Annotated in this window: 14 protein-coding genes and 1 other RNA gene; 1 reads left to right on the top strand and 14 read right to left on the bottom strand. The window is 64.3% G+C overall.

The genetic code is table 11. The features are described from left to right. Positions 1–80: 80 nt before the first annotated feature. Genes murB through mraZ form a run of 12 tightly spaced genes read right to left on the bottom strand, consistent with a single transcriptional unit; the run spans position 81 to position 13,791 of the window. Positions 81–1,046: a UDP-N-acetylmuramate dehydrogenase gene (gene murB, locus DH08_RS19330; protein ID WP_192180848.1), complete on the bottom strand. Its 966-nt coding sequence runs from the start codon at positions 1,044–1,046 to the stop codon at positions 81–83. Beyond that, on the bottom strand, positions 1,043–2,449 hold the full coding sequence (gene murC / locus DH08_RS19325) for a UDP-N-acetylmuramate--L-alanine ligase (RefSeq protein ID WP_192180847.1): 1,407 nt from the start codon (positions 2,447–2,449) through the stop codon (positions 1,043–1,045). The genes murB and murC overlap by 4 nt, the downstream gene beginning before the upstream one ends. After that, the gene (gene murG, locus DH08_RS19320) at positions 2,446–3,570 is read right to left on the bottom strand and encodes an undecaprenyldiphospho-muramoylpentapeptide beta-N-acetylglucosaminyltransferase (RefSeq protein ID WP_192180846.1); all 1,125 of its coding nucleotides are present in this window, start codon (positions 3,568–3,570) and stop codon (positions 2,446–2,448) included. The genes murC and murG overlap by 4 nt, the downstream gene beginning before the upstream one ends. Position 3,571: 1 nt before the next feature. Then, positions 3,572–4,723 (bottom strand): putative lipid II flippase FtsW, encoded by a 1,152-nt coding sequence (ftsW, locus tag DH08_RS19315; RefSeq protein WP_120012545.1) that lies wholly within the window; start codon positions 4,721–4,723, stop codon positions 3,572–3,574. After that, positions 4,723–6,123: a UDP-N-acetylmuramoyl-L-alanine--D-glutamate ligase gene (gene murD / locus DH08_RS19310; protein ID WP_192180845.1), complete on the bottom strand. Its 1,401-nt coding sequence runs from the start codon at positions 6,121–6,123 to the stop codon at positions 4,723–4,725. Before murD ends, ftsW begins: the two co-directional genes overlap by 1 nt. 8 nt (positions 6,124–6,131) lie before the next feature. Beyond that, a complete protein-coding gene (gene mraY / locus DH08_RS19305) occupies positions 6,132–7,214 on the bottom strand; it encodes a phospho-N-acetylmuramoyl-pentapeptide-transferase (protein WP_006204862.1) in 1,083 nt (360 codons plus the stop codon). 24 nt (positions 7,215–7,238) lie between these two features. Next, positions 7,239–8,672: a UDP-N-acetylmuramoylalanyl-D-glutamyl-2,6-diaminopimelate--D-alanyl-D-alanine ligase gene (locus tag DH08_RS19300; protein WP_192180844.1), complete on the bottom strand. Its 1,434-nt coding sequence runs from the start codon at positions 8,670–8,672 to the stop codon at positions 7,239–7,241. Continuing rightward, a complete protein-coding gene (locus DH08_RS19295; protein ID WP_192180843.1) occupies positions 8,669–10,123 on the bottom strand; it encodes a UDP-N-acetylmuramoyl-L-alanyl-D-glutamate--2,6-diaminopimelate ligase in 1,455 nt (484 codons plus the stop codon). Before DH08_RS19295 ends, DH08_RS19300 begins: the two co-directional genes overlap by 4 nt. Before the next feature lie 54 nt (positions 10,124–10,177). Further along, positions 10,178–11,923, bottom strand: a complete 1,746-nt coding sequence (locus DH08_RS19290; protein WP_192180842.1) for a peptidoglycan D,D-transpeptidase FtsI family protein — start codon at positions 11,921–11,923, stop codon at positions 10,178–10,180. Then, on the bottom strand, positions 11,920–12,315 hold the full coding sequence (ftsL, locus tag DH08_RS19285) for a cell division protein FtsL (protein WP_192180841.1): 396 nt from the start codon (positions 12,313–12,315) through the stop codon (positions 11,920–11,922). The genes DH08_RS19290 and ftsL overlap by 4 nt, the downstream gene beginning before the upstream one ends. A 4-nt stretch (positions 12,316–12,319) precedes the next feature. Then, entirely contained in the window at positions 12,320–13,336 is a 1,017-nt protein-coding gene (rsmH, locus tag DH08_RS19280; RefSeq protein ID WP_192180840.1) for a 16S rRNA (cytosine(1402)-N(4))-methyltransferase RsmH, read from the bottom strand. Then, positions 13,333–13,791 carry a division/cell wall cluster transcriptional repressor MraZ gene (gene mraZ, locus DH08_RS19275; RefSeq protein ID WP_192180839.1) on the bottom strand — a complete coding sequence of 153 codons (459 nt, stop codon included), beginning with the start codon at positions 13,789–13,791 and terminating at the stop codon, positions 13,333–13,335. Before mraZ ends, rsmH begins: the two co-directional genes overlap by 4 nt. A gap of 407 nt (positions 13,792–14,198) precedes the next feature. On the opposite strand from mraZ, the gene DH08_RS19270 reads away from it, so the two are divergent. After that, on the top strand, positions 14,199–15,314 hold the full coding sequence (locus DH08_RS19270; RefSeq protein WP_192180838.1) for a cystathionine gamma-lyase: 1,116 nt from the start codon (positions 14,199–14,201) through the stop codon (positions 15,312–15,314). A gap of 141 nt (positions 15,315–15,455) precedes the next feature. Here the strand turns inward: DH08_RS19270 and rnpB are convergent. Together rnpB and DH08_RS19260 are read right to left on the bottom strand one after the other, a co-directional pair. Continuing rightward, positions 15,456–15,877: RNase P RNA component class A (rnpB, locus tag DH08_RS19265), an RNA gene on the bottom strand. A gap of 64 nt (positions 15,878–15,941) precedes the next feature. Next, complete coding sequence (locus DH08_RS19260; protein ID WP_192180837.1) at positions 15,942–16,652, bottom strand: lytic transglycosylase domain-containing protein; 711 nt, start codon at positions 16,650–16,652, stop codon at positions 15,942–15,944. Positions 16,653–16,732 lie beyond the last annotated feature (80 nt).

The raw sequence follows: 16,732 nt of genomic DNA, 5'->3' as shown, positions 1-16,732 counted from the left end.
CTTTGGAGCAACGGTCGCGCGGGTATTTCGGCCGCATGAAGTTAATGCATCACATGAACTTCAGCGCGCGCTAATACGCCTTAAAGCAGCTGCCCGAGAAATTCCTGCACGGCATGGCCCTGCCGGAAATCGCCGAGGCGCTTGATTTCCCATTGCAGCCGGATGCCCGAATGTTCAAGCACCCGTGCCCGCACCGTCTCGCCGAGATACTCGAGGTCGTAGCCGGTCGCGGTTCCCGTGTTGATCATGAAGTTGCAGTGCATCGGCGACATCTGCGCGCCGCCGATCATCAGCCCGCGGCAGCCGGCCTTGTCGATCTCCTTCCAGGCCGAAGTGCCCTCCGGATTCTTGAAGGTCGAGCCGCCGGTCTTCTCGCGGATCGGCTGCACCGTCTCGCGATGGTTCTGCACGGCATCCATCGCTGCCCTGATCTCAGCCTGGTCCTGCAAGGTTCCTTCGAAGGTCGCCGAAGTGAAGATCAGCCCCGAAGGCGCCGACGTATGGCGGTAGGCATAGCCCATATCGGCATTGCTCAGCATGTGGAGATTGCCCTTGCGGTCGAGCGCCCGCACCTCGACGACGCGCTCGCGTGTCTCGACGCCATTGGCGCCTGCATTCATCCTGAGCGCGCCGCCTACGGCGCCGGGAATGCCGTGGTAGAAATGAAAGCCGCCAATGCCCGCCTCGTAGGCGACGGCCGCGACCCGCTTGTCCGGCGTCGCCGCACCCGCCTTGATAGAGGTTGGCCCGATGACTTCAGCCTCGCCGAAGCCTTTCGCCGAAAGACGGACGACGAAACCGGCAATGCCGCCGTCGCGCACCAGGAGGTTCGAGCCGACGCCGACCACCATCAGCGGTACGTCTTCGGGAACCGCCCGCAGGAACTCGGCGAGATCCTCCTCGTCGGCCGGCTGGAACAGGGCTTCAGCAAGCCCGCCGGCGCGGAACCAGGTGATCTTGTCCATTTCGGCATTGGGCGTGATGCGGCCGCGCAGGCCGGCAAGCCGGTCGCCAAGCTTGTCGATCAACGCCTGGCCGCGCATCATGAGATTGTCCCGCCAAGTTCCTTGGGCAACGTATAGGCCCATTGGGTGATGTTGCCGGCGCCGAGGAAGACGACGAAGTCGCCCGGCTTGGCCAGATCGCGGATGATAGGCGCAATCGCGGCAGGGCCCTCGATGTAGCGCGCGTCGCGATGGCCCCCGGCGCGAATGCGCGACACCAGCGCGTCCGACGTCACGCCGTCGATCGGCTCCTCGCCCGCCGCATAGACGGGCGCCACCATGACCGTATCGGCATCGTTGAAGCAGACCGAGAATTCGTTGAACAGATCGTGCAGCCGGGTGAAGCGATGTGGCTGCGCAATGGCGATGACGCGGCCAGCGGTGGCGCTGCGTGCGGCCTTCAGCACCGCGGTGATCTCGACCGGGTGGTGGCCGTAGTCGTCGAATATGTCGACGCCATTCCACGAGCCGGTATGGGTGAAGCGCCGCTTGACGCCGGCGAAGGACGACAGGCCCTTCTTGATCGCCTCGGCCGACAGGCCGAGCTCATACGCGACCGCGATCGCCGCCGTCGCGTTGGAAACATTGTGACGGCCGGGCATTGGCAGGCGCAGGCCTGATATCGTCATCTGGCCGCGGCCCTTGCGGTCGCGGATCACCACGTCGAACTCCGATATGGCGCCGGCCATGCGGTGGTTGGTGAAGCGAACGTCGGCCTGTGCGTTCTCGCCATAGGTGATGACGCGCCGGTCCTCGATGCTGCCGACCAGCGCCTGCACTTCCGGATGGTCGGTGCACATCACGCCGAAGCCGTAGAACGGCACGTTCTCGACGAACTGGCGAAACGCCTCGCGCACCTTGTCGAAACTGCCATAGTGGTCGAGATGTTCGGGATCGATATTGGTGACGACGGCAATCTCGGCCGGCAGCTTCAGGAAGGTGCCGTCGCTCTCGTCGGCCTCGACCACCATCCATTCGCCGTCACCCATGCGGGCGTTGGTGCCATAGGCGTTGATGATGCCGCCATTGATCACTGTCGGGTCGAGGCCTCCGGCTTCGAGCAGCGTCGCCACCATCGAGGTCGTCGTCGTCTTGCCGTGGGTGCCGCCGATCGCCACCGCCTGGCGGAAGCGCATCAGTTCGGCCAGCATCTCGGCCCGCCGCACGACAGGCAGCAGCTTCTCGCGCGCCGCCTTCAGCTCAGGGTTGGATTTCTTGATCGCGGTCGAGACGACCACCACTTCGGCGTCGCCGAGGTTTTCTTCCCTGTGGCCGACGAAGCACTCGATGCCCTTGTCGCGCAGCCGCTGCACATTGGCGCTGTCTGCCTGATCGGAGCCCTGCACCCTGTAGCCGAGATTATGCAGCACCTCGGCGATGCCGCTCATGCCGATGCCGCCAATGCCGATGAAATGCACAAGGCCGATCGTCTGCGGCATCTTCATGCGTGCGTCTCCTTCCTGAAATCCGAAACGGTTTTCCTGGACGCAATAGCCTCTGTCAGATCGGCGAGCAACCGCGCCGCGTCCGGTTTTCCGGCCGATCTGGCGGCCGCGGCCATGGCCGTCAGCCTGTCGGGGTCGTCCGTCAACCCGCCGATCAATGCCGCGATGCGCTCGGGCGAAAGCGTGGATTGAGGATGCACCTCGGCCCCGCCAGCCCCTGCGAGCGCTGCGGCATTGGCCGCCTGGTCGTGGTCGAGCGCGTGCGGATAGGGCACCAGCAGCGCCGGCCTGCCGATGACGGCGATTTCCGAGACCGTGGAGGCCCCCGAGCGTGACATCACCAGATGCGCCGCCGCCATCCGCGCCGCCATGTCGGTGAAGAAGGGCAAGACCTGCGCGTCGACGCCGAGAGCGGCGTAGGCCGACTTGACTCGGGCCACGTCCTCCGCGCGCGCCTGCTGGGTTATCACCAGGCGTTTGCGCTGAGGCTCCGTCAGCAACGCGATGGCCGCCGGCACCGCATCGGAGAAGAACTGCGCGCCCTGGCTGCCGCCGAACACCAGCAGCCGGAACGGCTGGTCCTCTGCCGAGGCCGCGTAGGGCGTCTTTGCCGCCTCCAGCACTTGCGGCCTGACCGGGTTGCCCGTGGTCACCGTCTTGGTGCCCGCGGCACTTTCATCCTCGGGCAGGAAGCCGCCGGCGATAGCGTCGACACGGGCTGCCAGCGCCCGGTTGGCGCGGCCCATCACCGCGTTCTGCTCGTGGATCAGCGTCGGAACCTTGCGCCTGGTCGCCGCATAGAGCGGCGGCAGCGTCGGATAACCGCCAAAGCCGACGACAACTTCCGGCTTGAACCGGGCGATGATGCCGGAAGCCTGCCGCACCCCGCGCCAGATCTTCCAGAAGGCACCGAGGACCGCGACGGGATTCTTCGATCCCAGGGTCGCCGATTGGATCGGATGGACGGCGCCTGGAAAATGGCTGGAAAAACGCTCCACACGGTGGTCGGTGGCCAGATGCACCGTCCAGCCGCGCTCGCTCAGCTCATGCGCCAACGCCTCGGCCGGGAACAGATGTCCGCCCGTGCCGCCAGCCGCCAGAAGGATCACACCCCTCGACATCTCACTCCGCCGGCATGGCGCGCTGCGAGAAGGCAAAGCCCATCTGCTTGCGCTTTTCCGGCCGCTTGCGTGTCAGCGCCAGCACCATGCCCATCGAGATGGCGATGGCGATCTGCGAGGAGCCGCCATAGGAGATGAACGGCAGCGTCATGCCCTTGGCCGGCATCAGCTGCAGGTTGACGCACATGTTGATGACCGACTGCAGGCCGAACACCGTGACCAGCCCACCGACGGCATAGCGCGTGAAATCGTCCTGTTCCTTCATCGCGGTGTTGAGGCCGCGCAGCACGATGAAGGCGAAGATCGACATGATGAAGAAGCACATGATCAGCCCGAACTCCTCGCCGGCGACCGAAAAGACGAAGTCGGCATGGCTGTCGGGAATGACCCGCTTGACCGTGCCCTCGCCCGGGCCGACGCCGAACCAGCCGCCATTGATCAGCGCCTCGCGCCCCATATCGACCTGGAACGTATCGCCTTCACCGGTCAAAAATTTGTCGATGCGGGCGGCGACGTGCGGGAACACCGTATAGGCGGCAAACAGGCCGCTGGCGCCGGTGACGCCAAGCGCAATGATCCACAGCCATGGCAGGCCTGCCATGAAGAACATGACGCCCCAGGTGCCGGTCACCAGCATGGTCTGACCGAGATCCGGCTGGGCGACCAGAAGCGAGACGACCAGGATCAGCAACAGCATGGCAAACAGATTACCGGGAATGTCGGGCTGGCGCTTGTGTTCGGCGAACAGCCAGGCACAGACGATGACGAAGGCCGGCTTCAGGAATTCCGACGGCTGGATCGACAGCCCGGCAAGCGATATCCAGCGCCGGGCTCCCTTCACCTCGACGCCGATGTAGAGCACCACCACCATCAGCACGAGCATGATGCACAGCATCGCCAGCGCCACGCGCCGGATCTGCCGCGATTCCAGGAAGGAGACTGCCAGCATCACACCCAGCGCCGGCACGGTGAAGATGATTTGCCTCGTGGCGAAGTGGAAGCTGTCGAGGCCGATGCGTTCGGCCACCGCCGGGCTCGCCGCGAAGGACAGCACGATGCCCAGCCCCATCAGCGACAGGAATGCCGCCAGGAACCAGCGATCGATCGTCCACCACCAGGTCGCAACCGGACTTTTGTCGAGACGGCTTTGCATTATCGTGGCCCTCCGATGGGTTTCACACCATCTATAGCGCTCGCAGCTTGCCTGAAGGCTTCGCCGCGCACTTCGAAATTCTTGAACTGGTCGAAACTGGCGCAGGCCGGCGACAAAAGCACCACCGCCTCACCGCCATCGTCCTTCGCGGCATCATTGGCCGCATGCGCGACCGCGGCCGCCAGCGTGCCCGAGATCTCATAGGGCACGGCCTCGCCGAGCGTCGCTGAAAAGCCCGGCGCCGCTTCGCCGATCAGATAGGCCTTGGCGATGCGCGGAAAGAAACCGCGCAGCGGCTCGATGCCGCCTTCCTTGGGCAGCCCGCCGGCAATCCAGTAGATGCGTGAAAAACTCGACAGCGCCGGTGCGGCAGCGTCGGCATTGGTCGCCTTGGAATCGTTAATGAACAGCACATGGTCCTTGCGGCCGACCTGTTCCATGCGATGCGCCAGCCCGGGAAAGCTCTCCAGCCCGGCCTGGATCTCGCCCAACTCAAGCCCGACCTTCAGGCAGGCTGCGACCGCGGCAAGCGCATTCTGCGCATTGTGCTGGCCGCGCAGCGAGCCGATGCCGTCGAGAAAGGCGACGCGGCTATAGCGGCCATTTGCTGCTTCCATCAGATTGCCGCCGTCGGCGAAATAGCCGTCGGTCAGAGGCAGGCGCTTGGAAATGCGGATGACCTGCCTGCCCACCCGATCCAGCCGGTCGGCAATCTGGGCGCACCAGGAATCGTCGACGCCGACGATCGCGGTCTCGCTGCCGGCCACCAGCCGCTCCTTGATCGAGGCGTAGTGTTGCATGGTGCCGTGCCGGTCGAGATGATCCGGCGTCAAATTGAGCAGGATGCCTGCGGTCGGATTGATCGAGGGCGCGAGGTCGATCTGGTAGGACGAGCATTCCACAACATAGTGGCGCCCTGCCTGAGGCGGATCGAGCGTCATGATGGCGCGGCCGATATTGCCGCCCATCTGCGTATCCCGTCCGGCCGATTTCAGGATATGCGCCGTCAGCGCCGTCGTCGTCGACTTGCCGTTGGTGCCGGTGATGGCAATGAAAGGTGCCTCGGGCGCACGCAAGATCCGCTCGCGGCAGAACAGCTCGATGTCGCCGATCACCTCGACGCCTGAGCAGCGCGCGAGCTCCACGGTCCAGTGCGGCTTCGGATGCGTCAGCGGCACGCCGGGCGACAGCACGAGAGCCGAGAACCCGGCCCAGTCGGCGCCGCGCAGGTCGCCGGTCGCAATGCCAACTGCAGCCGCCTTGGCGACGCTGTCCGGATTGTCGTCCCAGGCGAGGATGTCGGCCCCGCCCGCGATCAGCGCATGCGCGGTGGCGATCCCAGAGCCGCCGAGCCCGAAGAGCGAGACACGCTTGCCTGCGAAGGATGAGGCGGGGATCAAGCGGCGTCCTATCTGAGCTTGAGGGTCGACAGGCCGACCAGCGCCAGGATCACCGCGATGATCCAGAAGCGGATCACCACCTGGCTTTCGGTCCAGCCGAGCTTTTCGAAATGATGGTGGATCGGCGCCATCAGGAACACCCGCTTGCCGGTCATCTTGAAGTAACCGACCTGGATGATGACCGACAGGATCTCCACCACGAACAGACCGCCGACGATGACCAGGACGATCTCGTGCTTGGTCGCCACCGCGACGGTGCCGATCAGGCCGCCCATCGCCAGCGAGCCGGTGTCGCCCATGAAGATCGCCGCGGGCGGCGCGTTGAACCACAGGAAGCCGAGGCCGGCGCCAATGACCGCGCCAAGCACGACGGCCAGTTCGCCGGTACCGGGGACGAAGTGGATCTGCAGATATTCGGCGAACACCGCATTGCCCGAGAGATAGGCGATGACGCCGAAGGAGGCGGCCGCGATCATGATCGGGACGATCGCCAGTCCGTCGAGACCGTCGGTCAGGTTCACCGCATTGCCGGCGCCGACGATGACGAAGCAGGAGAACGGCACGAAGAACCAGCCGAGATTGACGATGAATTCCTTGGCGAAGGGGAAGGTCAGCGACGACGAGAACGGCGCCTGGCCGTTGTGCATGATCACCCAGGCGGCGATGCCGGCGATGACGAATTCGAGCGCCAGTCTTGCCTTGCCGGAAAAGCCCAGATGCGACTGCTTGGTCACCTTCAGATAGTCGTCGTAGAAGCCGATCGAGCCGAAGCCGAGCGTCACCAGCATCACCACCCAGACATAGATGCTGGAAAGGTTCGCCCACAAAAGCGACGAGCCGATGATGCCGCAGAGGATCATCAGCCCGCCCATGGTCGGCGTGCCGGCCTTCTTGAAATGCGTCTGCGGCCCGTCGGCGCGGATCGGCTGGCCCTTGCCCTGCCGAAGGCGCAGTGAATTGATGATCGTTGGCCCGAAGATGAAGACGATCAGCGCCGAGGTGATCAGCGCCCCGCCGGTGCGGAAGGTGATGTAGCGGAAGACGTTGAAGACTGAGATCTTGTCCGCGAAATCGACGAGCAATGTGAACATGAAACTCCGTCCCCCGGGCCGGTCTTAGGTCTGTTCAATGGATGTGGCTTGCGCCGGAAATTTGCCGAGCAATGCCTCGACCAGCTTTGAAAAACCGATGCCTTTCGACGATTTGACCATCACCACGTCGCCAGGCTTCAACGCCGACAGCAGCAGCGGCTTCAACTCTTCGGCGCCGACGCGATACTCCGTATCGATCTCGTCGGGCAAGATGTCCGCCAATGCCCGCATCTCAGGGCCGCCGAGAAAGACCGTGCGCGTTTCGGTGCCGACGATGAGATCGGCAAGGGCTGCGTGCAGCTTCGCCGAATGGTCGCCGAGTTCGAGCATGTCGCCGAGCACGGCGATGCGCCTGCCCTCGCCCGACACAGGCGTTGCGTTGAGCAGCGCCATAGCCGCCTGCATCGAGGCCGGATTGGCGTTGTAGCTCTCGTCGATCAGCGTGATCTGCCCTTTCGGATGGCGCAGCACATGGCGCTTGCCGCGGCCGCGCTCCGCCGAGAGGTTGGCCAGCGCCGCGGCCACCGTGCCGATATCGGCACCAACCAGTTGCGCCGCGCCCAGCACGGCCAGCACATTCTGCACCATGTGGCGGCCGGGCGCGCCGACGCGGGCGGCGACTTCCTGCCCGCCGATCCTGGCAGTGATCATGGAATGGCCGGCATGCAGCTCGCATTTGACCAGCTTGAAGGTCGAGCGGGCATTTTCGCCGAAGCCGAAGACATGCTCGACACCGGCGGCCCTAGCCATCTTGTCCAGCAGTTTCCAGCGCCCTTCGTCGCGGTTGAGCAGGGCGGCACCGTCAGGTTCCAGCCCCTCGAATATCTCGGCCTTGGCCTTGGCGATTTCGTCGAGATTTTTGAAGAAGCCGAGATGCGCCGCCGCGATCAGCGTGACGATGGCGACATGCGGGCGGACCATCTTGACCAGCGGCCGGATTTCATCCGGATGGTTCATGCCGATCTCGAACACCGCGTAGTCGCAATCGGCGGGCATCCGCGCCAGCGTCAGCGGCACGCCCCAATGGTTGTTAAACGACTGCGCCGAGGCATGCACCTTGCCGACCGCAGACAGCACGTGGCGCAGCGCTTCCTTGGTGGTCGTCTTGCCGGCCGAGCCGGTCACCGCGATGATCCTGGCGTTGGAGCGCGCGCGTGCCGCGACGCCGAGCTTTTCCAGCGCGGCAAGCACGTCCTGGACCACGATCATCGGCGCCGTCAGCCGCCCCAGCGACGGCAGCTTGCCCTCGGCGACGACCAGCACCCCGGCGCCGGCCTTGACGGCGGCTGTCGCGAAATCATGGCCATCCATCGCCTCGCCCTTGATGGCGAAGAAGGCGTCCCCCGGCTGCAGGCTGCGGCTGTCGATCGAAATGCCGGAAATACCCTCCGGCATCGGGCCGATCGGCCGCCCGCCCATGGCGTCGACCAGCGCTTCGGAGGTCCACAGGACACTCATGCAGCCCGCTCCCTGAGCGCTGTACGAACTTCCTCGTGGTCGGAAAAATGCAATGTCTCAGCGCCGATGGTCTGGCCTTCCTCGTGGCCCTTGCCGGCCACGATCAGCGTATCGCCGGCGTGAAGCATGGCCACCGCCTCGTGGATTGCCTTGCGCCGGTCGCCTATCTCGATGGCGCTGGGCGCAGCGGCGAGGATCGCAGCGCGGATCGTTTCCGGCACTTCCGAACGCGGATTGTCATCGGTGACGATGACGACATCGGCGAGCCGCGTCGCGATCTCGCCCATGATCGGCCGCTTGCCTCGGTCGCGATCGCCGCCGCAGCCGAACACCACGATGACGCGGCCAGTGGTGAACGGCCGCACGGAAGCGAGCACGTTTTCCAGCGCGTCCGGCTTGTGCGCATAGTCGACATAGACAGGCGCACCATTGCCGGTGGTACCGACGAGGTCGAGTCGGCCCGGTGCGCCTTTCAATTTTTCCAATGCAATCAGGGCTTTGACGGCCGGGGTTCCGGTAGAAATAGCCAGACCCGCCGAAACCAGCGCGTTCGCGATCTGGAAATCGCCGGCCAGCGGCAGGTCGATTTCGTGCAGCACGCCGTCGGCCTCGACTTCGGCGCGCTGGCGATGGCGCTCATGCTCGACCCGCTTCAGCCTGAGGAAATCGCCGTGGCGACCGACCGTCAGCACGGTCAACCCTGCTGCCTTGGCCGCTTTGATCGTCGGCTCCGACCACGGGTCGTCGGCGAAGATGACCGCCGGCGCGCCCTTGGGCAGCAGCGTGTCGAACAGGCGCAATTTCGCCTGGTGGTACTCCTCGACGGTCGGGTGATAGTCCATGTGGTCGCGGCCGAGATTGGTGAAGCCGCCGGCGGCGAGTTTCACACCATCCAGCCGGCGCTGGTCGAGGCCATGGCTGGAGGCTTCCATCGACGCGTGGGTGACGCCGGCATCCGCAAGTTCGCGCAAAAGCTGGTGCAGCGCCACCGGGTCGGGCGTGGTTAGCGAGCCATACTCGTTGCGGCCGGGCGCCACCACGCCGGTGGTGCCGATCGAAGCGGCGGCATGGCCGGCCTGCTCCCATATCTGCCGCGTGAAGGCGGCGACCGACGTCTTGCCGCTGGTGCCCGTCACCGCCACCATTGTCTCCGGCTGCCTGCCGAAGAAGCGGGCAGCACTCAGCGCCAGCGCCAGGCGCGGGTCGCCGACGGCAAGCACCGGGACCGACAACCCGGCAATGGCGCTGGATTTGCCCGCCACGATCGCCGCCGCGCCGCGCTTCGCGGCATCCTCGGCATAGGTCACACCGTCCGCCTTGGTACCAGTGAGCGCGAAAAAGACGACGCCGGGTTTTACCTGGCGGGAATCCGAGGAAATCCCGGTCACCTCCAGGTCGAGGGAAGCTGTTCCCTCGACAGGCAGGATACCGGCTAGGTCTTTCAGCTGCATCGAAACCCGTTCATCGCAACAAAATAGCGCGCAGTTGCCGGCGCGCCCCAAGAATCACTGATAGGAAACCAGCGTTGCACCATTTTCATGGCTGAAATCTGGCTTCACGCCAAGCATTGAAGCCGCGCGCCGGATGATATTGCCCGCCATGACGCCCGCATTCGAGGCCGCGGTGGCGCCCATGCCGGGCTTTTCCGGCTTCGGTTCGTCGGCGATCGTCAGCACGATGTACTGCGGGTCGTCCATCGGGAAAGCAGCGACGAAGGCATTGAAATTCTTGTCCTTCGAGTAGCGGCCATTGACCACCTTTTCAGCCGTTCCGGTCTTGCCGCCAACGCGATAGCCCGGGACCCTGGCGCTTTTGCCCGAGCCCTTCTCGGCGTTGAGCGCATAGAGATAGCGCATGCCCTCGACGGTCTTTTCGCTGACCACTTTCTTGGCCACCGCCATCGCTTCCTCCTGCGTGCGAGGCAGGAATGTCGGCTCGATAAGGTAGCCGCCATTCATCAGCGCGGCGCAGCCGACGGCGGTCTGCAGCGGTGTCGTCGACACACCATGGCCGAAGGCGATGGTGATCGAATTGACCTGTTTCCACACCTTGGGCTCGGTCGGGCGCGCGACCTCGGGCAGTTCCGTCTGCATCTTCTCGAGAATGCCCAGCCGATGCAGGAATTCGCGATGCCCTTCGATGCCCACCGCTTCGGCCTCCTTGGCCGAGCCGATATTGGAGGAATAGATGAACACCTCAGGCACCGACAGCACGCGCCCCTTGCCGTGGAAGTCATGAATGGTCTGATGGCCGATCCTGATCGGGCGCGAGGCGTCGAACCGGCTCTCCAGGGTCACCTTGCCTGAATCCAGCGCCATGGCGGTGGTGAAGCTCTTGAACGTCGAACCCATTTCGTAGAGGCCCGCCGACATGCGGTTCAACCGGTCCTTGTCCTGGGCATTGTAGGGATTGTTGGGGTCGAAATCCGGCACCGACGCCATCGCCAGCACTTCGCCGGTCTTGACGTTGAGCACGACGGCGCCGGCGGCGATGGCGTGGAAGCGTTCCATGCCGGTGGCCACCTCGTCGCGCACGATGTGCTGGACGCGCAGGTCGATCGAGAGTTGCACCGGCTTCAGATCCCTGGCCACTGCCAGTCCCGACGCCTGAAGGTCGGTCAGACCCTGCTCGTCGACATATTTCTCCATCCCGGAAATGCCCTGGTTGTCGATGTTGGTGAGACCGACAATGTAGGACGAGGTCTCGCCGGCCGGATAGAACCGGCGTTTTTCGGTACGGAAGCCAAAGCCGGGGATGCCGAGTTGCATGATGTCGGCCTGCTGCTTCGGTGTCAGCTGCCGCTGCAGCCAGACGAAGCCGGCGCCGCTCTTCAGCTTGTGATAGGTCTGTTCGTAGTCGATCTCGGGAAGCACCGTCGACAACTTCTCGATCGCCTCGTCGGCGTCGACAATGCGGCGTGGCTCGGCAAACAGCGAGGCAGTCTTGATGTCGGTCGCCAGCACCTCGCCGTTGCGATCGACGATATCGGGCCGCGACGCGGTCACCCGGCTCTGCGGCCCGCCCGACATGTCGGGATTCTGGAAGCCGAGATAGACCAGCCTGCCGGCGATGGCCGAATAGATGCCGAAAAACACCGCCATCGTCATCACGATGCGCGTCCTGGCCTTGCCGCCGGTCGCCTTGCGGGCGCCATCGACGACGATCGAGCCGCCTTCGCCGAGCCTGGCGCGACGCTTCAGCAGGCTGCCGATCTTTGGAAGTTTGCCCATTACTGGAAGTCTGGCGATCATTGGACGATGCCTCCGGTCACCACGGGATCCTTGCCGTCCGAGGGCCCTTTGCCGGAATTGTCGGCCATGCCTCCCAGCCGTTGCGACGACAGGTCCTCGATGTTGACCGGTTTTGCCGGAAGATCGTCGAGGCCGACGATCTGGCGCGCATTGACCGGCTCGAGTCCCAGCTGCGACTTGTAGATTTCGGCCAGCTTCTGCAGGCGCGACGGTTGGGTGAGCAGGCTCCAGTCCGCCTTCAGAAGGTCGATCGTGTCCTCCTCATAGTGGATCTGCGCCTGGATCTTCTGCACCGCCGCCAATTGTTCCTCGGCCTCGCGCTTGGTCTTGTAGGTCAGGGCGGCCGCCGAGACCATGACCGCGATAAGGACTATGTCGCTGGTACGAAACACGTGCTCACCTCTCTCCCGGCAGGTCGATGCCGGGAAGCTTTGGAAGGCCGAAAATCGAAAAGTCACTGCTACGCGCCGGCGCCTCGGTGCGGATTGCCGCGCGCAGCCTGGCCGAACGTGCTCGCGGGTTGGCCGCGATCTCGGCATCGCCCGCCGTCACGCCGCTGCCGGCCTTGCGAAAAGTCGCCATCCGCGCCTGCGCCTCGGGCAAGTGGCGCGAGCCGCTCGCCGCATCCGAGCGGTCGGCGATGAAGCGCTTGACGATGCGGTCCTCCAGCGAATGGAACGTCACCACCGCCAGCCGCCCACCGGGCTTAAGCGCACGCTCGGCCGCAAACAGCGCCTTGGCCAGTTCGCCAAGCTCGTCATTGACGAAGATGCGCAGCGCCTGGAAGACGCGCGTCGCCGGATGGATCTTGTCCTTCGGGGCGCGGCCGATATGCGTCTCGATGGCGTCGGCGAGGTCGAGCGTGCGCTCGAACGGCCGCTTTTCGCGGCGGCTCTCGATCATGCGGGCGATGCGGCCGGCGTGACGCTCCTCGCCCAGAAAGCCGAAGATGCGCGCAAGATCACCGGCCTTGAAACTGTTGACGACATCGGCCGCGTTCAAGCCAGCCTGCGCCATGCGCATGTCGAGCGGCCCATCGTTGCGGAACGAGAAGCCGCGTTCGGCCTGGTCGAGCTGCATGGAGGAGACACCGATGTCGAGTACAACGCCGTCGGCGCTTTCGACATGGTCGTCCAACGTCGAGAACGGCGCCTGCACCAGCCGCAGCCTGCCACCCGATTGCTGTTCGAGAACACGACCAGCCGCGATGGCATCGGGATCGCGGTCGATGGCCACGACCGAAGCACCGGTCGCAAGAATGGCTTTGGTGTAGCCGCCGGCGCCGAACGTGCCGTCGACGACTACGTCGCCGGCTTTGGGTGAAAGCGCTTCCAGCACTTCGGCAAGGAGGACCGGAATGTGACGGACTGGTCCGCCAACGGCGTTAAGATCATCGCCGTCGCCCACCATCATTCCAGTCGCTCCCCAGGCTTCGTCCCCTGCCGAAGCTGCAAAAGCCGGGCGCGCGCCTGCGCTCCATAGGCGGCAAGCCGCCCCGGCTCCCAGATCTGAAAGAAATTGCCGCGGCCGACAAAGGCCACTTCCGCCGAAATGCCGGTATGCTCGCGGATGAAATCGGTCATCGTGATGCGACCGTCCTGGTCCAGTTTCAGGAACGTCCCGTCGCCATGACAGAAGAACGACATGTCGTCCGCCGTCTGCAGGAAGGGATCTTCCTGCGCGATGCGCTGCTCGTAGCGGTCGAGCAGGTCGAGACCGCCGACATCCATCGCCGGGATATCCAGGCAGCGCAGTGCATAGAGGTCCGAATAGCCGCGTTTCTGCACGACCGAGCGGAAATGCGCCGGAACGGAAACCCGTCCCTTCGCATCGATCCTGTTCACCGCGCTTGACAGAAACCGGTCCATTACGCGCTACAGCCGCTTCCGCCGCCGCACCCCTCTTCATCGTTTCGCCCGCACCGCCGCAGCGCGGTCCCTTCCGAAAACTCGCTCCGTCCGCCGAGGCAAAAACGCGCAAACGCGCAGCCGCCCCGGCTGCCCGATTGGCGTACGCTTCACCCTGACGCGGAACGAAGGCTTTGGTATCGAAATGGGATATCATGGGGCACTATGGGCGTCAACGGGAACAGGCTTCACAAACGTGCGCGCGACAACCTGAGAACGCAGCTGTGACGGCACTCCCGTCTTTATCCTCTATTAAGCCTAACGAAGGGTTTAGAGCCCCGTGGCCCAACCGGAGGGCGCTTGCTGCAAACCGTTGGCACGCATAGCGTCACCCGGTCTTCTTCCGTCGGCAACAAGGTGTGAGATCGATGTCCGAAACAGCCAGGTCACGCGCCGCAGCACTTGCCCATTTGCGCAACAGCAGATTCGCCACGGGCGACCCGATCCCCTTGCCGCTGACGATGGCCGCCATCTTTCACACGCCAGGGGATGCGACCGGCTTCAGTGAGTATGGCCGCTACAGCAATCCGACCTGGGATGCCGTCGAGCACGCTCTTGGCCATCTGGAAAACGCCCGATGCATCGGCTTCCCGTCCGGAATGGCCGCGATCTCGGCGATTTTCTTCGCGCTTCTGAAGTCCGGCGACCGCGTGCTTTTGCCATCGGACGGCTATCACGCCACGCGAGCGCTGGCCGAGCGCTTCCTCAAAGCATTCGGTATTGCCTATGACCTGCGGCCGACATCGACCTTTCTCGACGGTGGCTTCGCCGGCTATCGCCTGGCTTTCGTCGAGACCCCTTCGAACCCGCAATTGGATATTTGCGATATCGCCGCCGTCGCCAAGGCTGCCCACGAAGCCGGCGCGATCCTCGTTGCCGACAACACGGCGATGACGCCCTTCGGCCAGCGCCCGCTCGACCTCGGCGCCGACATCGTCGTCTCCGCCGACACCAAGGCGACCAACGGCCATTCCGACGTGCTGTTCGGCCACGTCGCCAGCCGCAGCGACGACATCATAGCTGCCGTGACCGGCTGGCGAGAGATGTCGGGCGCCATCCCTGGACCGTTCGAGGCGTGGCTGGTGCATCGCGGCCTCGAAACACTGGACGTGCGCTTCGACCGCATGTGTTCTTCGGCTGAGATCATCGCGCAAAGGCTGAAGGATCATCGCGCCGTAAGCGGGTTGCGCTTTCCTGGGCTGGAAGGCGACCCGTCACATAATCTTGCCCGCGCCCAGATGGAACGCTTCGGCTTTCTCGTCTCGTTCGAACTGGCCTCGGAAGAGAAAGCCGAGGCATTCATCAACAACTGCCCACTGATTGAGGCGGCGACCTCCTTCGGCGGTGTCCACACCTCCGCCGAACGGCGCGCCAAACGCGGAGACGCCGTTGCGCCGGGTTTCGTGCGCCTGTCGATTGGCTGCGAACCGGTGGAAGAGCTCTGGCAGGCGATTGAAGCATCGCTGGACAGGATCAGCGGCTGACCGGGTAATCCCGGCCTTCGAAGGACCGATCACGAATTAAGATCATCGGCATCGACTCCAAGTTGAATCGACAGCTGCGCCCGAAGGCGTAAGCTACCGAAATCAAAAGGATTTCGTTTGAACCAAGAAATTGCGGGAGAAATTGCCAGCTGGCCTGTAAGCCGGGTTCTGTATGGCCCTCGCGCCTTGCGGCGCGAGAACGTGGCGGCCATTCATCTTGGGCGCATGTTGCCATGCGCCTCACGCAACCTACCCGGACGGTGAGCCGGAAACAGCCCTCGAGGGTTTCCCCTCGCACCGCCCCTATTCGGTCTTGCTCCCGGTGGGGTTTACCGTGCCGCTCCTGTTGCCAGTCGCGCGGTGGGCTCTTACCCCACCCTTTCACCCTTGCCGCGAATCCCGGTGGCCTTGCGGACACCGGATGCCGTGGCGGTTTGCTTTCTGTGGCACTTTCCCTGGGGTCGCCCCCGCCGGCCATTAACCGGCACCGTGTCTCCATGGAGCCCGGACTTTCCTCACCCGCAGCCTTTCGGCTTCGCGGGTGCGGCCGCCCGGCCAGCTGGCAGAGCGTATAAAGGGGTTCACGCCTGAAAACGCAAACGAAAAAAGCAGCTTATGCCTGGACGGTCACGCAGGTGTCCCAAGCGCGGCCATCTGCACCTTCACCTTGCTGCAATAGGCGGCCGACACAGGGTTCATGCGCTTGGCGGCGTGGCCGGCATTGTATTTCAGGATCGTGCCGCAGGTCGTGCCGCCGCCAAGGCCGCGGGCCATGGCCAGATACTTCATGCCATATCGGATGTTGGTGTCGGGATTGAACAGCCCCTTGACCGACCCGGTATAGCCCATCATCCGCGCCGTCGCCGGCTTGATCTGCATCAGGCCGATCTCGCCGGCGCCGCCGACAATGTTCGGCCGGTAGTTGCTCTCGATCTTGATCACAGCCTTGGCCAGCGACACCGGCACGCCTTCGGCCGCCGCATAGCGGGCGATGATCGCCGAATACTGGCCGGCCTCGGCTGGCGCAACTGCAGACACCGCGACATTCTGCGGGCGGATGGATGCCGTCGTCGTCAGGTCGATGCTCTTCCTGTTGCGCTTCACATGCCGTTTGGCCGTCGGCTTTCGGGCCTTCACCGCAGCTGCCTTTTCGACCTTCGCAGTGGCCGTCCTCTTGGCCTTTGCACCCTGAGCCGCTTTAGGCGGGGCAGCCTTGACGGGTACGGCGGAGAATCCCTGGTCTGCCCTCTGGCTCAGTGGTGCGCCATTGGCCGCACCGATGGCAAAAGTCATTACGCCGGCAGCAACAGCTGCCGTTAAAACGGTCAATTTCTGCATGGTATCCTGTTCTGTTTGAACCGCGTGAAGAACTTCACGCGGCTACACCAATCAATATCGGTACATCCGGGAGGATAGAG

The organism is Mesorhizobium amorphae (assembly GCF_014843845.1).
Lineage (GTDB): Bacteria > Pseudomonadota > Alphaproteobacteria > Rhizobiales > Rhizobiaceae > Mesorhizobium > Mesorhizobium amorphae_A.
Note: the sequence above shows the minus strand (reverse complement) of the source record. Positions and strands in the feature narration are given on the sequence as shown.